Raw genomic sequence first — 21,213 nt, 5'->3', positions numbered from 1 at the left:
TTCCGGGCTATGCCCGGCTATTCTGTGCGAGACAGGCTCATCTCGAAACGGCCGAGAAATCCATTCTGTGACCAGAGTGCGTGGCCGAACGGACTTGAGGTGGTGAAGGCCACCATCGCGGCTTCAATGTCGTCGCGGCATGCCAGTTCAGCCGTGCCGGCCGCGACGTCATCTGGCCCGAAAATCACCAGCCAATAGGCGCAGGTGTTCATCTTCAACTCGCTCGATGATCGCCGCGAATCCACCCTCGTCCAAGCCATGCCAAGGGTCAGCCCTGGCTCGAACCGCTACAGTCACGGACCAGAAGTGAACGGCGCGGCAGGTGAGGCGTTCCCAATTGGTCTCCCATCAGTCATCGCAGTGAGCGAACGCCAAGGCGCCGGGACACCAGGCCCGAAGCCAGGCGCGTCGATGGACTGCGGTGCGACAATTGGCTGGCCAACGCTCCGCCAGCGGGCGGCTCATCGTCACGCTTTGGCATTTCATCTCCCGCCGTCGTCTGCGTTATCCACGCCGCAGGTCGTTGAGAGTAACTTCGGACACGCCAAGCACGCTGAGGCGAGAGGCGAGAGGCGGGCGCCGGGCCAGGCGTGTGGAAGACGCCGGGGCCCGTTGCCCTCTTGAGTGCGAGTCCCGACATTGAAACCTCATGTGCGATGACGCGTTTGGATGGCCGCACCGTCAATGCAGTCCGACCGATGCTGTCGAACCGCAAATTCGGGATTCACCTCCCGAGCGGCGGCCCGTTGGCCCCGCGTTCGGAGTAGATGGGAAGGAACGTGCGGTTCCAGGTCGCTTCGCGGCCCGCATGATCCCGGGCGCATGCCATTTCATGTATCCGCGTATAAAGTTCCCGCCAATACAATATATTTGTATTGTTCGTAAATATTACTCAGCGCGGAACCATGGGATCGGATGAGGTTTATTCTCCAAACTCTGGGAGAATTCGACGATGATCAAGCCGATATTGAGCGTTGCATTGGCCGCCGCCTTGGTTGCCGCCTGTGGTCAGAAGTCGGCGGAAGCCGATAACACCAAGGGGCCGGTCGTGGCCGCTTCCGAGACGCCGCGCAACGAGGCGGTGGACACCACCCCGACTTCTGGTGACGCCGGGCCGACGGCCGGGGCGAACTCCTTCACCGAAGCCCAGGCCAAGAGCGCCATCGAAGGCGCTGGCTACACCGCCGTCGGCCCGCTGACCCAGGACGCCAACGGCGTCTGGATGGGCAAGGCCACGAAGGGCGGCAAGGAGGCGGCGGTGTCGGTGGACTACAAGGGCGCGGTCACCGCGTCCTGAGCCGCCGCGCCCACAGCACAACAGGATTGGAAAAAACGATGAGCAAGACCATCACGCGGCTGTTCGACAGCCATACACAGGCGCTGAGCGCCGTTGAAGACCTGGAGCGTTCCGGCGTCGACCACGACAAGATCAGTATCGTCTCCAATAATGCGGACAACTGGCACGCTGGGCATGGCCACTCCGGCCGCGCTCCGGGAGAAGCTGGCGTGCTGGGCGACCGCAACGGCGACGGCGAGAACGACGTGGCCGAGGGCGCCGGCAAGGGGGCGACGACCGGGGGCCTGATCGGCGGCGGCGCCGGCTTGCTGGCCGGCCTGGGCATGCTGGCGATTCCAGGGCTTGGTCCCGTCGTGGCGGCCGGCTGGCTGGTCTCAACGGCTGTCGGAGCGGCGATCGGCGCCGCAGCCGGCGGAGCCACTGGCGGCATTCTCGGCGCCTTGAAGGAGGCTGGCCATTCCGATGAGGAGGCTAATGTCTACGCAGAAGGCGTGCGGCGAGGCGGCACCCTGGTGAGCGTCAAGGCCCACGATGACGAAGTCGCCGCCGTGGAGGCCATCTTGAATAGCGCCCGTGGTGTGGACGCCGTGTCGCGCGGAACCGCCTATCGCGAAACGGGGTGGTCGGGTTTCGATGAGGCCGCGCCCCCCTATTCGTCCGCCGACATCGACCGTGAACGCGCCTTGTACCGGGTCGAGGAGCGCTCCTTCTCCGGCCAAGAGGAGATCGACCGCAGTGATCCGGCGACCGCCGCTGACGCCCGCTTCGGCGGCGCCTTGGGCGCTCGTCCGGACCGCTAACTGACCTTGAGGCCTGCCTGGGAGACCAAGCAGGCCTCAACCAAACTGATCGCGCGGCGCCGTTCGCCACAACGCGCGCGCCCGATCGACACATGTTTCAGCCGTCTTCAGGAGGCCAGCTTGGATCAGGCGGCGGACCCCCCTCACGCATTGGTCGGGGATAAACCGGCCGCCGCCTCCTCGCGGGGATTGGCGGACCTGGTGGAGCTAGCCTGCATCGCGGTGGAGCGGACGCGAATGCCGATGGTGGTGGCCGACGCTCGGGCCGGCGCAAACCAGATCGTGCTCGCCAATCAGGCGTTTCTCGACCTGACGGGATACAGTGCTCAAGAGGTGATCGGGCGCGACTGCAGGTTCCTGCAGGGCGAAGGGACCAGTCCGAGCGCCATCGCCGAAGTTCGCCGCGCCATCGCCAATGAGCAGGAAGCGACCGTTGAGTTGGTGAATTACCGCAAGGATGGAACATCCTTCTGGAACCAGCTTTACCTGAGCCCGATCCATGGAGACGACGGCCGGCTGCTCTACTTTTTCGGATCGCAGCTCGACGTCACGGAACGTCGCCGAGCCGAAGACCTGGAGACGGTGCAACGGCGACTGCTTCGAGAGGTTGATCATCGGGCGATGAACGTCTTGGCGATCGTCCAAGGCATTGTCCGGATGACCCGCGCCGACGACGCCGAGACCTACAGCCGCTCTGTGCAGGCTCGGGTCCAGGCCTTATCGCAGGTGCATGGCCTGCTCGCGGCGGGCGGTTGGGCGCAGGTCCCTTTCTCCGATCTCCTGAGAGTTCAGTTCGAACCCTACCGATCTGACCGGGTGGCCGCGGCCGGACCAGAGGTGCTGGTGCCAGCCCAGATCGCCCAGTCGGTAGCTCTGGTTCTGCATGAACTGATCGACAATGCAGTCCGGCACGGCGCTTTGTCTTCGTCAGCCGGAAACCTGCACATCCAGTGGGGTGAAAGTGATCGGCACTGGCTGCGACTGCGCTGGACCGAGTCGGGCGTGCCCAAACCTATCTCGCAAATCGACGCCGGATTTGGCTTCAAGATGATTGACGCCATCGTCGAGCGGCAACTGCGGGGCGAACTCACCCGGAATTGGCAGGCGGGCGCGGTCGACACCTTGGTCAGTATCCCCTTGCGGGGCGACGCCCCGGCGTTTCAGGCGGCCTGAGGTGAGCCCGGCGGTCGCGCATGTCATCGGCGAATCGACGCCCCATCGAAAACCGTCGTCCCGACGCCTCCGGCCAAATCGCGAGCTGGGCGCGCCGTCGGCTGACCGAAACCGGCCCGTCCACCAGCGCCAGCGGCGCGGCCTCGACCAGATGATGGCTGGATAAAGCCCCGGACAGCATAGAATATAGGGTCCCCACGTCGGCCTTCGGCGTACATCGTTTTCGGACAGGAAGATGTCTGGCCGGCCTTGACCGACCCGAACCAGCTCGAGAATGCGGTGCTGAATCTGGCGATCAATGGGCGCGACGCCATGCCGGACGGGGGCACCCTGACCCTGACCACACGGCGCGTCCAGGTCGAGGAGATGCGCCGCTTTGGGCAGGATGAGCTTCCGCCCGGCGACTATATCCAGGTACGCGTCGGCGACACCGGCGGGGGGATCGCCCCTGAGGCGCTCGGAAAGGTTTTCGAACTCTTCTTCACGACCAAGCCTATCGGCAAGGGGACGGGTCTGGGCCTGTCCATGATCTACGGCTTCGCCAAGCAGAGCCGCGGCGCGGTCGAGATCGAGAGCGCGCTTGGCGAGGGGACGCAGGTCAGCCTGTTCCTGCCGCGCTATCGGGGCGGCTTGCACATCGAAGCCGGCGTGCGCGATCGCGCCGCGCCTGAGGGCGCTGGCGAGACGGTTCTCCTGGTGGAGGACGACTCATCGGTGCGGCTGCTCATCGGCGAGGTCTTGAGGGATCTTGGCTATTCTTGCATCGAGGCGAGCGACGGGCAGACGGCGCTTCCGGTGCTGACATCCAACACTCGCTTGGACCTGATGATCACCGACGTCGGCCTGCCGGGGATGAATGGTCGCCAGCTGGCCGACTTCGCCCGCCAGCACCGACCTGATCTACGGATTCTGTTCGTCACCGGCTATGCCGAGCAGGTTTCGGATGGTGACGACTTCCTGGACCCGGGCATGTTCCTGGTCACCAAGCCGTTCAACCTCGACGCCTTGGCGTTCAAAATCCGAGAAATCTTCTCCTCGGCTCGATAGGCCCCGAGGCTGACGCATGTCCAAGGTCTTGCTTGGCCGGTCGCGCCTATCTGCTAGAACGATTGGGGAACATCGGAGGTCTCATGGCTCGACGCGCAGGCAGCGCTGATCTTCCGTTGCACGGCGGTCGCGTGCCCCCTTGGCTCGGCGAGCGGATGACCCGGCTAGGCGCGGTGATATGCCAGGCCATCGTGCATCACTATGGTCGAGATGAACTGCTTCGCCGCTTGGCCCATCCGTTTTGGTTCCAGTCGTTCGGGTCCGTCATGGGCATGGACTGGCATTCCTCGGGCATCACGACCAGCGTTCTGGGCGCCCTCAAGCGTGGCCTGACCCCCTTGTCGGGCGAGCTTGGCATCCATGTCTGCGGGGGCCGGGGGAGGCACTCGCGCCAAACGCCCGCCGAACTCTTGCGGGTAGGCGAGGCGGTAGGACTGGACGGCGCCGATCTGGGCCGGGCGAGCCGCCTGGTGGCGAAAGTCGATAGCGCCGCGGTGCAGGACGGCTTTGACCTCTATCTTCACAGCTTCATCGTCGCTGACGACGGCACGTGGGTCGTCGTCCAGCAGGGCATGAACGGCGAGAACAAGCAGGCTCGACGCTACCATTGGCTATCGGAGAATTTGACCAGCTTTGTCGACGCGCCTCACAGCGCGATCGAAGGTCAGGGGCAGGGCAAGATCGTCAATCTGACCGACCGGCGCGCCGAAAGATCGCGGGCGGCTCAGTTGGAGCTGTTGTCGGATTTGGGCCCAGACGGTCTGGTTCGTGAGATGGGCAGGCTGGACCACGCGCCGACGCCCGAGCCCCTCCAGGCGACGCTGCCCCACCTCACCATGCCCAGCCATCATGATGTCCGCGCCGAAAACGTGGTGACGCGACGACTGCACGGCGCCTTGGCCGCGGCGGCCGAACAGGGTCCCAAGGATTTTAGCGACCTTCTTTTAGTCCCAGGGGTGGGCGCGCGCACGGTGCGCTCCCTCGCCATGGTCGCCGAGGTCGTGCATGGCGCGCCGTGCCGGTTCAGCGATCCGGCGCGTTTCTCGCTGGCGCTCGGCGGCAAGGATCGCCATCCGTTCCCCGTTCCGACCAAGGTGTATGACGAGACCATTCGCGTGATGAAGGTCGCCATCGCCAACGCAAAGCTCGGTCGCGAGGAAGCGCTCGGCGCTATCGAGAGATTGGACATCCAGGCTCGGCGCCTGGAGCGGCACGCCACCGGACCATCACTTGAGGCCCACATCAGCGAGGAACGCGCCAACTCGGCGGCCTACGGGGGGCGCAGCATAACCGGGTGGGAAGAGCCGCCGGCGCGGAAGACGGCGAAGCGGTAGATCGGTCAGAGATCGCCTCTCCGGCGCCCCGCCCTCATCTTGGGTTCACCGGACCAAGCGGCATGGCGTCATCGGGATTGTCCGGCACGGTCGGCGGAGTAGCCGAAGGCGGGATGCCGCGCGCATCGCTGGGCGGCATGGGATTGACCGCGCCGGACGCCGCGTCACGCGGACCGGTGTCGGGCGTCGTGCAAGCGCTGAGGGCGACGACGGACACCATGACGGCGAGTTGTATCTGCATGGGATCTCCTCCGCGAAGCCAACGTCGCCAGGGGCAAAGAGTTCAGAGCCTTGGCTTCGCCTCTCTCGCCAGGAACCTAGTCGGCTTTCGATCCTTCCCCAGGGCATGAAGAGCTGGCTACGCGACAACGGGCTGACGATCGCACTTCTGTTGCTGTTCGCGGCCAGCCTCGGCGGGCAGGCGATGACGGGTTGGGCCAGCGAAAATCAGACCCTGGTTGACCACGGCAGGCCTCCGCTGCTGTTCGGATCCTACATCGTCAGCGCGGCGTTTCTGTCGGCCCTGTTCGAGAACTGGGAAAGCGAGTTCCTACAGATGTGGGTCTTCGTGATGCTGACGGCCTACCTGTTCCAGCGGGGATCGCCGGAATCCAAGGACCCGGACGACGATTCCCCGCAAGATCGCGATCCGGCCCGTGACGCCGACAAGCCATCCGCCCCCTTGCCGGTCCGAATTGGCGGCTGGATGCGGGCGGTCTATTCACACTCGCTTGGACTCGCCCTGCTGTCGCTATTCCTTGCGAGCTTCGTGCTGCACTGGATCAACAGCGGCCGAAGGGCCGCTGGCGAGGCGCTTGCGCATGGGCACGCGCCGGCTGGCCTGTGGAGTTATCTGCTGCAGCCTGAGTTCTGGTTTGAGAGCTTCCAAAACTGGCAGAGTGAGTTCTTGTCCACGGCGGTCCTGATCGTACTCGCCATCTTCCTCCGCGAGCGGGGATCGCCGGAAAGCAAGCCGGTGGGCGCCCCCCATAGTCAGACCGGCTCCGACTAAACCTGGCGAAATTATCGGGCTCGACGGAGTCGGATTGGCCGGGGGGCGGCCTTACGGAGAGATCAGGGCTGTCCGCCGCTCGTCGGCTCCGCGGCCAATTCGCGCTCGCCTAGCTTGCGGAGGTTCTCTTCATGCGACTGCTGAGTGATGTTGTAGAGAACCAGACAGAGGATCGCGGCCACGTAGAATGCGCCGTTGATCGGCAGATACATCATGCCGAGCGCGTGCAGGATTTCAGGATCGACGTCCCCGCGTTTAGCGCCCTTCGGAAAGACGATCAGGGTGAGGATCCAGCCGGAAACGAACACGCCGACGCCGCTGACGATTTTCTTGAACAGGTTATCGGCCGAGTTGAGCAAGCCCTCCGAACGGCGGCCGGTACGGACCTCGGAATCTTCCACGACGTCGGCGATCATCGAGCTCAGCATCACGCCGTTGATCATCGAGAGCGCGCCGTTGACGATGTAGTCGAAGAACATGATCCAGAAGAGCGCGCTCGAGCCGTTCGGCGGCATGACCCCGGCCAATCTGAGGCCGATGGGCGCCATGCCGGCGATTACGGCCAGGGTGAAGGTGATCAGGGAGGTGCGCTTCTTCCCTAGGCGAGCGGCCAAGGAAGGCGCGATCATCACGCCGATCACGCTGGCGAAGATCGCCGAGATCGTGAACAGCGAGAGCTGAGCCTGGGTGAAGCCCCAGAAGTAGAGGCTGAAATAGAGCTCGAGCGCGCCCTTGGCCCCAAGCGCCACATAGAGAAACATGCCCGACAAGGTCAGGACGATGAAGGAGCGATTGTTCAAGGTCGCGCCGACCTCGCGGAGCATCGCCCCCAGCGTGATTTTCCGGCTTGGCGGACTGGCGAGATAGGGGATCTGGCGGTGGGTCGCGAGCCCCGAGATCATGATGAAGGTGAAGATCAGGATCGCGGTCGCGATGCTGTAGCCGAAATAGCCCTCGCGGGAGAGGACGCCGCCCGAGCCATCAGGGTTCTCGCGTAGGAAGACCTGATAGGCCAGCAGCGTGGAGGCCACGCCTCCGATCACGCCAAACAGGGAGCGCCAAGCAATGATGCGGGTGCGCTCATTGTAGTCTCGGGTCAGCTCCGGGAGCAGGGCGGCCGAGGGCAATTCGAAGAAGGTGTCGAACAGACGCACTGACAGAAGACAGATCAGCAGGAAGGTAAAGAGCTCGGCGCCTTCCCACCCCTGGGGCGGGTTCCAGATCATGAAGAAGGCGACCGAGACCGGGACCGCCGCTGCGTAGATGAACGGATGGCGCCGTCCCCAACGAGATCGGAAGTTGTCCGAGATCTGCCCGACCAGCGGATCGACGAACGCATCGAAGATCAGCGCGATCATGATCGCGGTCGACACCGTAGCCGCTGGGAGCCCCACCACCTGATTGTAGAACAGCAGCAGGAAGGTCGAGATCCCGCGCTGCTTGATGACGTTGGCCACCGCCCCGCTGGCGTAGAGAAGTTTCGTCCCAAGACTGAGGGGCGGGGCGACCTTTGGGCTACTCACTGCGAACTCCAGCGCGGGATAAAGAGCGAGCGCCGCTTGGGAAAGCGGCGCTCAGTTTAGTCCGCCGGGGAGGGGCGGAGGTGGCGGTCAGAAGCGCTTGGTGACGCTCAGCTTGTAGGTGCGGCCGAGCGGGTTGGCGGTGGCCGGGTCGTAGCTGAGGTCGCGCCTTGCGAACGGCGGATCGGCGTCGAACAGGTTGGCCACGGTCGCCGTCGCGGTGGTGTCCCACGGCAGGTGGACGCGGTAGGTGACGTCGGTGGTGATGAAGGCGTCGAGCTTAGCGCCTTGCGGCAGCAGGTAGCCGAACACCGCCCCGTTGGGTCCGAAGATATTGGTCCCGCCGAACCGCCCGTCACGCACGTCCTGCATGCTGTCGATGTAGCGCAGCGTCACCCGCAGATTGTGGATGTCGCGGGCGTACTCGGCGAACAGGTTGGCGCGCAGTTCTGGGAAGGAGGTCCCACCCGCCGTGCCGCCGTGGGTCCCGGCCAGTTTCTGGCCGGCCTCGACCTGGATGCCTTCGATGAAGGCAGGGCCGCTGTCGTACTTGAGCAGGAACGAGCCATCGAGACCGAAGTTCATCGACCCGCCCCAGACATCGCCGGCATGGTAATTAGCCGCGAAATCGACGCCGGAGGTCTTGGTGCCCGTACCGTTGATGGTGGTCAGCTTCACGCGCTGGATGGCGGCCGGCGAGCAGATCCCGCCTTGGAAGACGAACCGGGCGACCAGCGGCGCGAGCGCTGGATTTGCGCAGCCGTTGGGCAAGGTCGTAGAGGAACCGTTCGGGAAGATCGTCGAGAGCAGGCCAGATCCGGACTCCGCCTCGATGGTGTCCTGGAAGTCGAACGACCAGTAGTCGATCGTGGCGCTGAAATCGCCAAACCGCACAATGGCCCCGATGTTCAACGTGTCGGCGGTCTCCGGCTTCAGGGCCGGATTTCCGGTGGTGTCGAACGCCCGATAACCGCTGGTCTGGGTGATGAAGGCCTGGGTGGTGTTGGCGTCGGGCAGCAGGTTCGAGGGTGTCGGCGCGCGGAAGGTGGTCCCCGCAGACGCGCGGAAGGCCAACCAGTCGGCGGCCTGCCAACGCAGAGCGATCTTCGGGTTGGTGGTCGAGCCGACGTCGCCGCCGTGCTCTTCGTGCCGCACGGCCAGTTGCAGGGAAAGGCTCTCGGTGATGGGAACCTGTAACTCCCCGAACGCCGCATAGACCGAAGCGTCCAGGTCCTGCTCGGAGAGCGGACCCAGGAAGCCGAAGACGCCGTTGCCCTTGCCGGTGGCGCAGTTGACGACGTTCTCCTCAGGGCAAGGATTGAGCGCGATGTTGTTGATGTCGTTGACGTCGCGCTTGAAACCATTGTCGCGATATTGCGCGCCGGCCGCCCATCCGATTGGTCCGCCTCCAAGATCGATGGAGAGCTGGCCGTTCATCACCGCATCGACGACCGTCAGGGTCGTCTCCGATTGATAGCCGTAGGGCTGGAACAGCCATTGGCCGATGGCTCGGCTGTTGGCGTTGGCCGCCGCCGAGCCGGCGACGAAGTTCGGATTGACCTCGCCGCTAGCAGCGTTGGCGGCGATTCCGCTCGAGAAGGGATTGTAGTAGAGGCAGGAACCGACGCCGGCGACCCCGCCCTGCACGCCGGGCGTCACCGGATCGGTGTCGCAACCAGGACCGCCAAGACCGTTTAAGGCGTAGTAGAGGCGAGCCACGGGAATGTCGTAGGTGACGATGTCGCTGCGGTTGACCATGTGGGTGACCGCGACATCCCAGCCGATACCGTTGTCGAATTCGCCGCTGAGACCGCCCGAGAAGCGCCAGCCCTCGAAGAACCGCTGGTCGGGTTTCGAGCCCCCGGTCAGCGGGTTGCCGCCCACGCCGTAGGGGCGCCAGAGCAGGATGTTCGCCGCAGTGAAACCGGCGGTGTTGACCGCTGTCTGTTGGGCTGGCGTCAGCTGCGAGAAGAGGCTGCCGGGAAGGCAGGCCGCCCGGCCTGCGGTTCCGCAAAGGCCAGGGTTGCTACGCGGGATGATGAACGAGCCTGAGGCCGCGCCGGGGCCGAACGCCTGGGTGGGGCCATACGAAGGCGAGGTGCCCTCATGGGGCACGTCATGGCTTGCGTAGAGCGCCTCGGCATGCAGCTTGATCTTGTCGGTCAGGTCCCAGTTGATCTGGCCGTAGATCTGATAATGGTCCTCGGTCTCGACCAGATTGTTGAACCGGCCGAACTGGAAGTAGCAGCTTTGGGTTCCGGCCGCGGCGGTCACCAAGGTGTTGCCCAGAGCGGTGCAGTTGGGATCGATGATCCGGGTGGTTCCTGAGACATAGGAGCCCGGATTGCCGAACCCCGACCAGCTGCCGTTTGGGTTTTCCAGATAGTCGTTCACCGCCCAGTCGCGCTCGAGCGTGTCCAGCTCCGAGCGATGGCGGTATCCGACGGACAGCAGCGCGTCGCCGCGATCTCCGATCCACCCATAGTTTGCGCTCAAGGAGTAGTCGCCGTTGGAACCGTCGATCGCGGTGTAGCTGCCGTTGAGTTCCAGGCCGTTGAGATCGGTGCGAGTGATGAAGTTGACGACGCCGCCGATCGCGTCAGAACCGTAGGTGGCCGCCGCGCCGTCCTTCAGGACCTCAATCCGGCCGATAGCGGCCGTTGGCAGCAGATTGGTGTCCACGCCAGAGCCGCCGGGCGAGCTGGCCAGGCGCCTGCCGTTCATCAAAACCAGGGTGCGCACCGCGCCTAGCCCGCGAAGATTGATGTTCCCAGAGCCTGTGGTGGCTTGGCTGGCGAATTGGTTGGTTTCGCCAAGCACGCTCTGGACGCCGGGGATCGACTTGACGATGTCGACCATGCTCGGCGCGCCCTGTTTTTGCAGGTCCTGGGCCGACAGAACGTCCACCGGTAGAGCCGCGTCCTCGGGGGTGCCGCGAATATAGGAGCCGGTGACGATGACTTCGGCGATCTCGCCGGTTTGGGCCAAGGCGCTGGTCGCCGTCAGGCCAGCGCCCAGGAGAATAGCCACGGCCGACGCGCCGCGCAGACAATCGGACTTCAGCATGAGTCCCCCCTGATGTTGATCGACCGCCATTGATTGACCGCCGTTACGCAATCATAGGCATCGATTAAACCGGGCGTCTATATGTTAGATTGACGTTCTAATATTTGGAATTCACAGGCTGTTTCACTATTTGGAACGTACTGGTATCTTCGCCTCAGGGGGCTCCATGGACACCACTGTCGCCAAGGGTTTTGCTGTTCTCGAGGTGTTGTCCCGCGCCAAGCGGCCTATGCGGCTGAGCGCCTTGACCGAGACCCTGGGCTTCCAAAAAAGCAACGTTCACCGCCTGCTTGGGACTTTGATCGAGCTTGGCTACGTGCAGAAGGATGAGGAGACGGCGCGATATTTCGCTTCGCTCAAGGCCTGGGAATTAGGCGTGGCGATCATCTCGACCAACGCACTGCGCCGGATGATTTCGCCGCACTTGCAAAAGCTCCATCAACTGACGCTCGACACGGTGTTGCTGACCGTCCCGGTGGGCGATGAAGTGCTTTTCCTGGACCGGGTCGCGCCGGCGCGAGTGCTTCGCTACACCCCGCTCAATGGCACTCGTGCGCCAATGGCTGTCACGGCCTCCGGGCGGATATTCCTCAGCGCCATGAGCGAGCCCCAGGCCGCCATGTCGCGCGGCTTGGCTGAACGACCGGATCTCAACATGACGCCAGGCGAGATCATGCAGGAGCTGCCGAAGGTCCGCCGTGACGGTTTTGCAGTTGTAACCGGCGGGCTGACGGCGCGCGTCAGGGCCGTCGCAGCGGCCATTTCGGGCGCGGACGGACGACCGGTCGCGGCGATCACCGTGTCGAACGGAGAGTCCAGGATGACGGGCGAGCATTTGCAGGAGGCGATCGAGGCGCTGTTGACGACCTGCGCGGAGATCGGCGAGATCAGCCCTCCCTGAATGTTGAGAACGCTCAGGGGCTGCTGGGCGGCAGCTGCGAAATCGCCGGGGCTAGCGCGTCCCAGGCCGCCTCTGCCGAGAGCTGAGCTGCGCCGAACCCCATCGTGGCGATGACCATCTCCTGATCAGGCAGGACAAAGCAGAACTGCCCCCGTGCGCCGGCGGCGAAGAACATCGAGGCGGGAGCATTTGGAACCCGCGCGGCGGCGTTCAGCCACCAGAGAAAGCCATAGCTGGGATTGGCGGGGGAGGGGCTGGTGGCCTGGCCGATGTAGTCAGCATCGATAAGTTGTCGGCCATCCCAGCGTCCGCCGTTCAGATAGAGCTGCCCAAGCCGGGCCATGTCGCGGCAAGACAGTACGATCGACCCGCCGAAACGGACGTTGTCGTTCCGATCGACGCCCTCGGGCTGATAGTTGAAATTCTCGCAGCCAAGCGGCGAGACGATCTGTTCCATCATGAAGCGATGGCTGCTCACCCCGGCCGCGGCCGCAACGATGTCGGCCAGATGATCGGCCGCCGCGCCGTCATAGTAGAAGGCTTGGCCGGCCGGGAGCCAGACGCCGTAGCCTGGCGGCGAGCCCTTCTCGCCGACCTTCTCCCAAGCGTATTCAACCCCGGGGCCAGGCGGCCTTGGGTCGTCCAGACGGCGCGGCGGCCGAGAGCTCGGCTTGACGTTGAGGGTGCCGCCGCTGGTCATGGTGAGCAGGTGCCGAATTGTCGTTTCCGGCCTCAGGCCGGACATATCCGGCCGGCGATAGCGGGCGGCCAGATCGTCGAGCCCCAGGAGACCCTTTGTGTATGCGAGGCCGACCATCGTCGAGCCCCAGGACTTGCCCGAAGAGAACGACACGTTTCGCCACTCCGGCGAGGCCAGATGATAGTCGTTCCGCCAATAGCGCTCATACACCAGCACGCCGTTGCGAATGACGACCAACCCCTGTCGCTCGTCGGCGACGGCGAGCGTTTCGGCGGCGCGGTTCAAAGTCTCTGACGAGAGACCGTGCGCCTCTGGCTGGCCTTTGCGCCAGGGGCCGGCGCCGGGTCCTTGCTCGCTCACGCCGCGCTCTCCGCCTTCGTGGGAAGACGGTCTGCATCGCTCGCGAGCGATCTCTCCCCCATCTCAGCGCCCCAAGGCTGCGACGACGTCGGAGGAGAATTTGGCGATTTTGAAGCCGTCGCCCTGGTCGAGGCCACGGCGGACCACCACGACGTTCTCCGACGGAATGATCATCGCGTACTGACCAAGCGCGCCGCCCGGGCTGTAGGCGTCAGGCGCAAGTCCCTCCAGACCCCCATAGATCCAGAACTGGGCGCCATAGGCAGGCCCAGGCGTGGCGCGCGCGGGCGGTTGGGCCGGCGCGGGCGTTGAGACATATTTCGCCCAGCCGGCCGGCAAGATCTGTTCGCCGTTCCATTTGCCGTCCGCCAGATGCAGCAGGCCAAACCGCCCGAAGTCGCGCGCCGTGCTCCAGCACTGACCCGAGGCCAGGAAGTCGCCATTCCAATCGGTCTCGATGAGCGTCCGCGTCATGCCGATCTTCCACATGAGCTCACGGTGAGGGAAGCTGATGAAGGCGTGATCATCCCCCACCGCCTGGCGAAGCGCGCGAACGGCCAAGATTGTGTCCGATCCGGCGTAGACGAACCGCGATCCGGGGCGTGCATCGACCATGTTCAGCGCCGAGACCTCGGCGGCCGCAGCTCCTGACCCGTAGAGGGACTGCTGAGGATCGCCGGCAGCTTCGGTGTAGAGGCCGCTCGCCATGTGCAGGAGGTCATTGACGGTGATGTCGCCGCGGGGATCTCCCGGCCGCGTCCACTCGCTCAGGGGCGCCTTCCTTTGAAGGTCGATCAGGCCCTTGCGCACGCCAACCCCGACCAGACCGGCGGCGAGGCTCTTGCACATGGAGTTGGTGCGAGACAAGACGTGCGGCCCATAGCCGGGCCCATAGCGCTCGGCGACGATCTTGCCATCCTTGATGACCACGACGCCCCAGGTCGCGCCCTTGTAGGGGCCGGCCTGACCAAGGAACGCTTGATCGAGAACCTTCTCCAACCGGTCGGCTTGCGGCTTGCGCAGCTTTGCGACGGCGTTCTGATCACCCATCGGCCAGGGGCGCGCGTCGAGATCAGGGGCCAAGACGTCCGCGGGCCAGGTCGCAAGAGCGCCCACCGCTTCCTTTTTCGCGCCGATCGGAAGCTGAACGCAGCCGAGGTTCGCACGCCAGGCGGCGATGCGCGGCTCCATGTCCGGCGAGTAGCTCACCGACACGGTGCGTGCTTCACGGTCGATCTTCATGGGCAAGGCCGCCGAACGCGCGCTACGGCCGCCTGCGGTCGTTTCGACGAGCGACTCGCTCATCCCCGAAGCGAACAAGCCCGTACAGTAGTGAAGCGCGCGGAAACCTGCGGCCTGCGCAAGCGCGTGGCGGGGAGAGGCGGCGACGCTCCTGGCCTCGGCTGTCGCGGCCGCAGGGCGTGGTCCGCTCGCCTCTTGGGCGCTGGCCGGCGCGGCGCTCAACGTCAATGCGATGGCGAGTATCGTCAGTGAGGGCTTAGTCATCGAATGTCCAAATCAAACCTGCGGCCCTAACGGTGCAGGGTGCGACCCATCTGTTGGCTGGCGTAGCGGCTCATAAAAGCGCGCTCGCCGGCGTAAGGGTCTTGCGCAAGCGTCGGGGGAATATCGAACAGCATCACCGCCCGATCGGTCATGTCGTACGCTCGCCAGCGTGGAATGGCGGCGTTGTTGGGATCCCCGGTGCGCGCAAAGCTGATCCATGTCTCGGCCATCGCGTTCGCGAGCTGGCCGGTCTCCTCGCTCTCGGGTCCGGTGAGGTGCGTGGCGGCCGCGACGTTGTCGAACATGAAGGGCAGATCGAGAGTGTGCTGGCTGATACGGCGCCCGCCCTCGGCTGGAGAGCGCCAGACCAGTTGGTAGGAATAGGTCGGGGCCGCGCCGGCCTTCACCCGCTGTTCGGCCATGATGGTCTGGTCCAGGATGTAGCCGCGAGCCGAAGCGATCTTGAAGTAGAGCTCTGAAGGAGAGGCGTGCGGGCTGCTCGCTTGGAACGCGGCGATCGCCGCGTCCACCTCGTCCTCGCCCACATAACGCGGCAACCGTCGGCGCAGCTCGGCCATATCCAGGTCGAAGGCGCCAGGTTCATAGCCGAGCTGGTTGGAGAGCTCGGTGCGTGTCGTGCCGACCATCATCGGCAGATGGTTCGAAATCGCTGGCGACGCCGGAAGGAAAGGGTGGGTCTTGAAGGCAAGGCCGTCCAGCACCGGGGAGAACCGGGACCGCGTCTCGCGCATCACCTTCAACTGAGCCGCGCTCAACGCCTCGACAGGCGCCTCCAGCAGCTTGCCGGCGTCGCTGGGCGCCAGGTCGAGCGTTCTTAGCAGGGCGTCGGTGAGCTGGGCTGCCTTCTCGGGCGCTTGGACCCGCAGGTGCGAGCCGCTCTGCACGACGCCGCGGTGGAACAGGCCGCTGGCGTCTTCGCCTGCATAGCAGAGGCTAACCTTCCGGCCGCCGCCGGACTGTCCGAAGATGGTGACGTTGCCAGGGTCGCCGCCAAAGCTAGCGATGTTCTCACGCACCCAGCGCAACGCCGCGATCAGGTCCAGATATCCGACATTGCCGGCCGCGGCGTAGGCTTCGCCCAGGCGATCACCCAAGAAGCAATGGCCGAACACATTGAGCCGGTGGTTGAGGCTGACGACCACGACGTCGCCGCGCGCCGCCAGCCGCGAGCCGTCATAGACCTTCTGCGACGCCGATCCCGCCTCGAACCCCCCGCCGTGGAACCAGACCATCACCGGTCGCCGCGTCAAGTCGGTTCCTGGCGTCCAGACATTGACGCGAAGACAGTCCTCGCTCATCGGGCCCTTGTCGGCCAGCGGCCCGCGCATTTGTGGTGACTGCGGGCCATAGGCCAGGGCGTCCTGAACGCCGATCCAGGTGGGCGGGGGCTGAGGCGGGCGGAACCGGTTTGGCCCGGACGTGTCGGCGCCGTAGCGCATGCCCTTGAAGGCCGATACCGACCCTTGGCGCGATCCGCGCACCTTTCCCTGCGCGGTCTCGACCACAGGTCCCTCGGGGATGGGTTCGGGAGGAAGTGTGCCCATATCGAGCCTGCTCCTGGACGTTCAGCGTGCGATGAGTTCGATGAGCGGTTTGCAGTCGGGAAGGGTCTCTATCCCCCGGACCGCGGCGATGACGGCCTGCGCGCGCTCGGGCCCCAGGTGCTCGACCATCAGGTTGAAGGCCTTGGATTCAACATCGGCCGCATCCATTGGATGGGACGGAAATCCCAGGACATGGGGGACGAACCGCGAGAATTCTCGCCCGTCCTCCAGGGTGATCCGCACGCGGGCGGACTCCGTCCTGGGCGAGCCGGGCGCAGCCTCCTGCGCAGGGTCGTGGGCGATTTCGATCTTCGCCATCAGATCCTTGACCGCCTCCTCCTGCGCCATGCGCGTAAGACTCTGCGCGCTCACGAAATCCAGACGTCCATCGATCAGGATGATCGCGGCGAGGTAGCGCAGATTGAGCGCGGGCATGGCGGCGTCGCGAAACGCCTGCCAGCGGCCCGGCATCTCGATGAATACGCTTTGAACCGCTTGGCCCGCGATCGCCGGCGACAGGTCCAAGAGCGCCTCGACCGCCGGCTGCGTCGGGCCGCCGACCGGATAGCGCTTGAACGCGGTTAGCGGCAGCTCCGAGCGCTCGCCGAGATCGTCGACCAGATAGGCCCGGTTCGCATCACCCCCGGAGAACATCGCGCCGCGCATCCAGCCGCCCGGATGGTCCAGAGCGTTCCGGACGCCGCGGAAGCCCGCCGAAACCATCAGCGCGGCATGAAGGCCGTCGCGAGCGCCCATGCCGGCGAAGACAAACGCCTTTTCGATGTGTTCGACGTCGAGCAGCCACTGCCAGGAGCCCGAGGCCTGCTGAGCGCAGAAGGTGAATACGTCGCCAATCCTGTCAGCGGGCAGGCGCAGCAGGATCGCGGCGGCCGTGGCTGCGCCAAACAGAGGGCCAAGGCCGTGATTTGCAACGCCCGCGCGGCGCAGGTTCTCGACGCCAAGAGCTTTGGGCATGCGCCCGGCCAGTTCATAGCCGGCCATGACCGCGCGGAGCAGCTCGGCGCCCGAAGCGCCCCGCGTCTCGGCGATCGCCAAGGCTGCGCTGAGCACTGCAGGACCTGGCTGGACAAAGGCCGACGGAATGAAGTCGTTGATCTCCGCGCCGTGGCCCGTCATGGCGCTGGCGAACGCCGCATCGACGATGCTGGCGCGGGCGTGAGTACCCAGGATCGTGGCTGCGTTAGGACCGTCGCCGCCGCCACTCAGCGATAGGGCGTAGTTGCGGGCCAGGACCGCGGGTTCCAGGTCGCGACATGCGACGATGGCCGCAAGCGTGTCCAGGATGTGGAGCTTGGCCAATTGGCGATGCGTCTGGCAAGGCCAGGCGTCCAGAGCGCCGCTGACGTAGCTGGCCAGCCGTTCGCCGACCGGAATTTCCAACATGGGCTGGCTCATGGCCGGTCCAGCGCCTCGGTCATGCGGGCCCGGGTCTCAAGCAGCGCCTCGATGATCGCCTCGCGTTTCTTGCCCGCGAGCCTCTCGCTGGGCGCAGACACGGACAAGGCGGCCTCTGGAGGTGCGCCTCCGGCTGCAACCGCTGCGCCGATGCTCGTGACGCCGGGGCTGTAGCCGGAGAGCGCGTATCCCCGCTGACGGCACTCTTCGAGTTCCGTCATCAGGGCAGGGACATCTAGGTCGCGGTGGACTGCGGCCTCTTCGATAAGCTGGGGGGCGTCGATGCGAGCCGAGAGGATCGCCTTGCCGCCCGCGGTGAGCGGCGCCGGCACGCGGCTTCCGACCCGGGTGAGGAAGCGCACCGGCCGGGCGGCGGTGAGCTTCTCCAGATAGAGGACGTCGCTTCCAGACAACACCGTCAAACTGACCGTTTCTCCGGTCGTCCGGTGAAGCGCATGGAGGTAGCCCGCAGCGACCCGATAGATTGGGAGGTCAGCGACAACCCCAATGCCGATCTCCCACGACCGAAGGGTAGGGCGATAGCGTCCAGAGTCGTCCTGGTCGGCGTATCCTAGCTCCGAGAGCGTCGCGAGGATCCGGTGGACCGTGCTCTTCTGAAGGTCGGTCGCCGCGGACAGGTCCGACAATCGCGCAGGCCCACGCGAGCGGGCCAGGGCCTCCAAGATGGCGAAGCTGCGGGAGACGGCCCGATCCATGATTGCGTCGACTCCATAGGTCTTGCGCAGACCCTACCGCAGGCGCTGCTATTGTTCCAAGTGATGAAATATTGTTCCGTAGAGCGGAACAGTATTCGGATCAGGCGATGGGGCCAAACGTCGGTCGTGGTGTGGATGACCGGAAGTGAGACCTCGCTTGCCGAAGCACGCTTGGGCCGCGCGCACCGCCTGACGAGGTCAGGCCCCGACGATGTTCTGGAGACGCATCGGCGGGGTGGTGAAGCGACGACCAAGGCTTCCATCGCGAAGAAAGATCTCAACCGCGGCCTCTTCGCCGGCGTCGGCTAGACCTTGTGCAAGCCTGATGGCCGCGCTCTCGGCCGATGCTTCGCTCTTGAAGAAGAGCACGCTTTCCATCGCCTCGGTGCGTAGCATCCAGCCGCTGTCGACCGGGGAGATCTCAATGCGTTTCATTGGGCCCTCCATGTCAGTTTTGATCCGGCATTTAGAAACAAGCCGGTGTTGCGCAAGGCGCGGTGTCGACTGAAAATGACATCCCCACGCGACAGGTGGCGCCGGTCGTCAGGTTCGGCGGGCGATGTCTTGCCGGCGTCCGCCTGCGCGAGAGGCGACTGTTAGCCGCGCTCTAATTCCCCCGAGGTCAGAATCGAGACCCGCCACTCCTCACGCCAGCACGAGTTTCAATTTTCGGCCAGGAGAGCGTCCGTAACCTCGCGGCCTGTGTGGCGGGGCGTGATCAGATCGGTCAAATCGAAATCCTGCCGACGAGCTTCGGCGAGATAGGATTGGACTGTCATGTCCGGGACGCTCGGGTCACGGGCAAGCAGCCACAGGTGCTTGCGGTCCGGAGTCCCCACAAGTGCGATCTGGTATTCGGGGTCCAGTTTTAGAATCCAATAGTCACCCTCGGTGAACGGTATCCATCGAATGAATTTCGGTAGGAAGCTCACCTTAAGTCGAGCGTTCGTCTCGTCGGCCGGTTTGGCCACGCCGACGGACTGAGTGGGTTCGCCCTCTTTATCGAAACAACGGTTGTCGACACGCACAGCGCCGTCCTCGCTCAAGGCGTAAGTCGCGGTGATGTCGCTCGCCGCTTCGTCCTCCCACCTCAAAGGCAAGCGGCGAATTTCGTACCATCGGCCCAAATAACGTTGGAGATCGACTTGGGAAACGGGTGTGACGTCGCTCATCCGGATGGTCTCCGTCGAATGGTTTGTCCCAGATCAAGAGACGTCATAGTCCGCCTTGGGCTCAAGAGGTCGACGCCACTGACTTGCGGGAGAGCTTGTCTGACAGCGGTAGCTTGGTCGCTGAGCACATAACCTCAAACGCCATGCCAAGGTTTCTCCAGTTCGGATGGCCGGCCACCGAGGTGCCACGTCCGCCGTCACCGAAGCGAGGTTTCGCCAGCGGGCCAACGTCGCAATCGGGAAGATGTTCCCGTTAAGTTCCAAATCGCCTATGCTCGGAGGGGATGAATGACGCACCTCTCCGCAAGATCATCCATGTCGACATGGACGCGTTCTTTGCTTCGGTTGAACAGCGGGACGACCCGGCCCTCAGGGGGCGGCCCTTGGCCGTGGGTTACGCCGCCGCGCGCGGTGTCGTGGCGGCGGCGAGCTATGAAGCGCGAGCGTTTGGCGTGCGATCAGCGATGCCGTCGACGACGGCCATGCGCAAGTGTCCCGAGTTGGTGTTCGCGCCGCCCCGCTTCGAGGTCTACAAGGCCGTGTCTCGCCAGATTCACGCGATATTCGCTGAATACACGGGGCTGATCGAACCCTTGTCCTTGGATGAGGCGTATCTCGATGTTTCGGCCAACCTGCGTGGCTTGCCCACGGCATCGCAGACCGCCGAAGAGATCCGTGGACGTATCTTCGCTGAAACCGGGCTGACCGCGTCGGCGGGCGTCTCCTACAACAAATTTCTCGCCAAGCTAGCCTCCGATCAGCGCAAGCCCAACGGCCAGTATGTCGTCCCGCCAGGACGAGGGGAGGTCTATGTCGAGAGCCTGCCGATCGGCCGGTTCCACGGCGTGGGGCCCGTGACGGCGGCCAAGATGGAGCGCCTGGGCATCTTCACCGGCGCGGACCTGCGTCGCCAGTCCCTAGAATTCCTTGAGCGGCACTTTGGCAAGTCAGGTCCCTGGTATCACGCGATCTCACGCGGCGTGGACGAGCGCCCGGTCAACCCAGATCGCGAGCGCAAGTCGTCCGGCGCCGAGACCACTTTCCAGCGCGACCTGCTGGATCCGCGAGAGATCGAGGCCGGCGTGCTCTCTATGGCCGATGACGTCTGGGACTGGTGTGAGAAGACCGGGGCGCGCGCCCGCACCGTCACCGTCAAGGTGAAGTGGGCCGATTTTAAGCAAGTGACCCGAAGTCGATCGGTGAGCACGTTGGTGGGCGACCCTGAAATGCTGCGCGACGTCAGTTTGAGTCTGGTTCGGACCCTTTTTCCGCCGCGAACCGGGGTTCGACTTGTCGGCGTGACGCTCTCTAACTTTGGCCAGGCCGAGCGGGCGCGCGCTGATCAACTGGACTTCGCCCCGCCTATTGTGGCGCAGTCGCATGCCGATCAACCGACAGGCGAGCACGCATGACCCACCGTACGCTCCTGCGGCTAATGGCAGGCTTTTGCGTGGGTCTGGCCCTGATCTGCATGACCTTGGCCCTCGCCTATGAGCGTAAGAGCGCCGAGGCTGAATGCTATGCTGACGCCGCCGAACTTGGCCTAACGCCGGGCAGCGAATGCGAGCGCCCCAGGTGACGCCAGCATCGCCCACGAGCCGTTATTGCCATTTGGCCGTGTTTGACCT

The 21,213-nt window shown here is 64.7% G+C and carries 20 protein-coding genes; 9 read left to right on the top strand and 11 right to left on the bottom strand.

Annotation, left to right across the window (positions count from 1 at the left end):
- Nucleotides 1-17 precede the first annotated feature (17 nt).
- Complete coding sequence (locus Q8M13_RS18195; RefSeq protein WP_305301559.1) at nt 18-218, bottom strand: hypothetical protein; 201 nt, start codon at nt 216-218, stop codon at nt 18-20.
- 734 nt (nt 219-952) lie between these two features.
- Between Q8M13_RS18195 and Q8M13_RS18190 the strand changes: the two genes are divergently transcribed.
- The 5 genes from Q8M13_RS18190 (at nt 953) to Q8M13_RS18170 (ending at nt 5,651) form a co-directional block, all read left to right on the top strand.
- Complete coding sequence (locus tag Q8M13_RS18190; protein WP_305301558.1) at nt 953-1,297, top strand: hypothetical protein; 345 nt, start codon at nt 953-955, stop codon at nt 1,295-1,297.
- A gap of 38 nt (nt 1,298-1,335) precedes the next feature.
- Entirely contained in the window at nt 1,336-2,097 is a 762-nt protein-coding gene (locus Q8M13_RS18185) for a hypothetical protein (protein WP_305301557.1), read from the top strand.
- Between the two features lie 120 nt (nt 2,098-2,217).
- A complete protein-coding gene (locus tag Q8M13_RS18180) occupies nt 2,218-3,270 on the top strand; it encodes a PAS domain-containing protein (protein ID WP_305301556.1) in 1,053 nt (350 codons plus the stop codon).
- A 249-nt stretch (nt 3,271-3,519) separates the two neighbouring features.
- Entirely contained in the window at nt 3,520-4,317 is a 798-nt protein-coding gene (locus tag Q8M13_RS18175; RefSeq protein WP_305301555.1) for a response regulator, read from the top strand.
- An 83-nt stretch (nt 4,318-4,400) separates the two neighbouring features.
- Nucleotides 4,401-5,651 (top strand): DUF763 domain-containing protein, encoded by a 1,251-nt coding sequence (locus tag Q8M13_RS18170; RefSeq protein ID WP_305301554.1) that lies wholly within the window; start codon nt 4,401-4,403, stop codon nt 5,649-5,651.
- Between the two features lie 34 nt (nt 5,652-5,685).
- Here the strand turns inward: Q8M13_RS18170 and Q8M13_RS18165 are convergent, their stop codons facing one another.
- Nucleotides 5,686-5,892 (bottom strand): hypothetical protein, encoded by a 207-nt coding sequence (locus Q8M13_RS18165; protein ID WP_305301552.1) that lies wholly within the window; start codon nt 5,890-5,892, stop codon nt 5,686-5,688.
- Nucleotides 5,893-5,997: 105 nt separating this feature from the next.
- Between Q8M13_RS18165 and Q8M13_RS18160 the strand changes: the two genes are divergently transcribed.
- Entirely contained in the window at nt 5,998-6,663 is a 666-nt protein-coding gene (locus Q8M13_RS18160) for a DUF6766 family protein (protein ID WP_305301551.1), read from the top strand.
- 62 nt (nt 6,664-6,725) lie between these two features.
- Here Q8M13_RS18160 and Q8M13_RS18155 read toward each other — a convergent pair whose 3' ends face one another.
- Both Q8M13_RS18155 and Q8M13_RS18150 read right to left on the bottom strand, forming a co-directional pair.
- Nucleotides 6,726-8,186 (bottom strand): MFS transporter, encoded by a 1,461-nt coding sequence (locus Q8M13_RS18155; RefSeq protein ID WP_305301550.1) that lies wholly within the window; start codon nt 8,184-8,186, stop codon nt 6,726-6,728.
- An 87-nt stretch (nt 8,187-8,273) separates the two neighbouring features.
- A complete protein-coding gene (locus tag Q8M13_RS18150; protein ID WP_305301548.1) occupies nt 8,274-11,249 on the bottom strand; it encodes a TonB-dependent siderophore receptor in 2,976 nt (991 codons plus the stop codon).
- A 166-nt stretch (nt 11,250-11,415) separates the two neighbouring features.
- Between Q8M13_RS18150 and Q8M13_RS18145 the strand changes: the two genes are divergently transcribed.
- On the top strand, nt 11,416-12,150 hold the full coding sequence (locus tag Q8M13_RS18145; RefSeq protein ID WP_305301546.1) for an IclR family transcriptional regulator: 735 nt from the start codon (nt 11,416-11,418) through the stop codon (nt 12,148-12,150).
- Nucleotides 12,151-12,163: 13 nt separating this feature from the next.
- Here the strand turns inward: Q8M13_RS18145 and Q8M13_RS18140 are convergent, their stop codons facing one another.
- The 7 genes from Q8M13_RS18140 to Q8M13_RS18110 form a co-directional block, all read right to left on the bottom strand.
- Nucleotides 12,164-13,210, bottom strand: a complete 1,047-nt coding sequence (locus Q8M13_RS18140) for a serine hydrolase (RefSeq protein WP_305301545.1) — start codon at nt 13,208-13,210, stop codon at nt 12,164-12,166.
- A 63-nt stretch (nt 13,211-13,273) separates the two neighbouring features.
- A complete protein-coding gene (locus Q8M13_RS18135; protein ID WP_305301544.1) occupies nt 13,274-14,716 on the bottom strand; it encodes a serine hydrolase in 1,443 nt (480 codons plus the stop codon).
- Nucleotides 14,717-14,742: 26 nt separating this feature from the next.
- Entirely contained in the window at nt 14,743-16,281 is a 1,539-nt protein-coding gene (locus Q8M13_RS18130) for a carboxylesterase/lipase family protein (protein WP_305301543.1), read from the bottom strand.
- A 21-nt stretch (nt 16,282-16,302) separates the two neighbouring features.
- Complete coding sequence (locus Q8M13_RS18125; RefSeq protein ID WP_305301541.1) at nt 16,303-17,697, bottom strand: MmgE/PrpD family protein; 1,395 nt, start codon at nt 17,695-17,697, stop codon at nt 16,303-16,305.
- On the bottom strand, nt 17,694-18,413 hold the full coding sequence (locus Q8M13_RS18120; RefSeq protein WP_305301540.1) for an IclR family transcriptional regulator: 720 nt from the start codon (nt 18,411-18,413) through the stop codon (nt 17,694-17,696). The genes Q8M13_RS18125 and Q8M13_RS18120 overlap by 4 nt, the downstream gene beginning before the upstream one ends.
- Before the next feature lie 198 nt (nt 18,414-18,611).
- Nucleotides 18,612-18,848 (bottom strand): hypothetical protein, encoded by a 237-nt coding sequence (locus tag Q8M13_RS18115; RefSeq protein ID WP_305301539.1) that lies wholly within the window; start codon nt 18,846-18,848, stop codon nt 18,612-18,614.
- A gap of 227 nt (nt 18,849-19,075) precedes the next feature.
- The gene (locus Q8M13_RS18110; RefSeq protein ID WP_305301537.1) at nt 19,076-19,585 is read right to left on the bottom strand and encodes a lipocalin family protein; all 510 of its coding nucleotides are present in this window, start codon (nt 19,583-19,585) and stop codon (nt 19,076-19,078) included.
- Between the two features lie 284 nt (nt 19,586-19,869).
- Here Q8M13_RS18110 and dinB point away from each other — a divergent pair, with 284 nt between their 5' ends.
- Nucleotides 19,870-20,997: a DNA polymerase IV gene (gene dinB / locus Q8M13_RS18105; RefSeq protein WP_305301536.1), complete on the top strand. Its 1,128-nt coding sequence runs from the start codon at nt 19,870-19,872 to the stop codon at nt 20,995-20,997.
- Nucleotides 20,994-21,164, top strand: coding sequence for a hypothetical protein (locus tag Q8M13_RS18100; RefSeq protein ID WP_305301535.1), 171 nt, complete (start codon nt 20,994-20,996; stop codon nt 21,162-21,164). Before dinB ends, Q8M13_RS18100 begins: the two co-directional genes overlap by 4 nt.
- Nucleotides 21,165-21,213: the final 49 nt, after the last annotated feature.

Source organism: Phenylobacterium sp., assembly GCF_030681155.1.
Lineage (GTDB): Bacteria > Pseudomonadota > Alphaproteobacteria > Caulobacterales > Caulobacteraceae > Phenylobacterium.
This window is presented reverse-complemented; position numbering and strand designations above follow the sequence as displayed.

Coding starts and splice junctions, on each gene's coding strand:
- Q8M13_RS18190 (WP_305301558.1), top strand. CDS start 953: ATGATCAAGCCGATATTGAGCGTTGCATTGGCCGCCGCCTTGGTTGCC.
- Q8M13_RS18185 (WP_305301557.1), top strand. CDS start 1,336: ATGAGCAAGACCATCACGCGGCTGTTCGACAGCCATACACAGGCGCTG.
- Q8M13_RS18170 (WP_305301554.1), top strand. CDS start 4,401: ATGGCTCGACGCGCAGGCAGCGCTGATCTTCCGTTGCACGGCGGTCGC.
- Q8M13_RS18165 (WP_305301552.1), bottom strand. CDS start 5,892: ATGCAGATACAACTCGCCGTCATGGTGTCCGTCGTCGCCCTCAGCGCT.
- Q8M13_RS18160 (WP_305301551.1), top strand. CDS start 5,998: ATGAAGAGCTGGCTACGCGACAACGGGCTGACGATCGCACTTCTGTTG.
- Q8M13_RS18150 (WP_305301548.1), bottom strand. CDS start 11,249: ATGCTGAAGTCCGATTGTCTGCGCGGCGCGTCGGCCGTGGCTATTCTC.
- Q8M13_RS18145 (WP_305301546.1), top strand. CDS start 11,416: ATGGACACCACTGTCGCCAAGGGTTTTGCTGTTCTCGAGGTGTTGTCC.
- Q8M13_RS18135 (WP_305301544.1), bottom strand. CDS start 14,716: ATGACTAAGCCCTCACTGACGATACTCGCCATCGCATTGACGTTGAGC.
- Q8M13_RS18130 (WP_305301543.1), bottom strand. CDS start 16,281: ATGGGCACACTTCCTCCCGAACCCATCCCCGAGGGACCTGTGGTCGAG.
- Q8M13_RS18125 (WP_305301541.1), bottom strand. CDS start 17,697: ATGAGCCAGCCCATGTTGGAAATTCCGGTCGGCGAACGGCTGGCCAGC.
- Q8M13_RS18120 (WP_305301540.1), bottom strand. CDS start 18,413: ATGGATCGGGCCGTCTCCCGCAGCTTCGCCATCTTGGAGGCCCTGGCC.
- Q8M13_RS18115 (WP_305301539.1), bottom strand. CDS start 18,848: ATGAAACGCATTGAGATCTCCCCGGTCGACAGCGGCTGGATGCTACGC.
- Q8M13_RS18110 (WP_305301537.1), bottom strand. CDS start 19,585: ATGAGCGACGTCACACCCGTTTCCCAAGTCGATCTCCAACGTTATTTG.
- dinB (WP_305301536.1), top strand. CDS start 19,870: ATGAATGACGCACCTCTCCGCAAGATCATCCATGTCGACATGGACGCG.
- Q8M13_RS18100 (WP_305301535.1), top strand. CDS start 20,994: ATGACCCACCGTACGCTCCTGCGGCTAATGGCAGGCTTTTGCGTGGGT.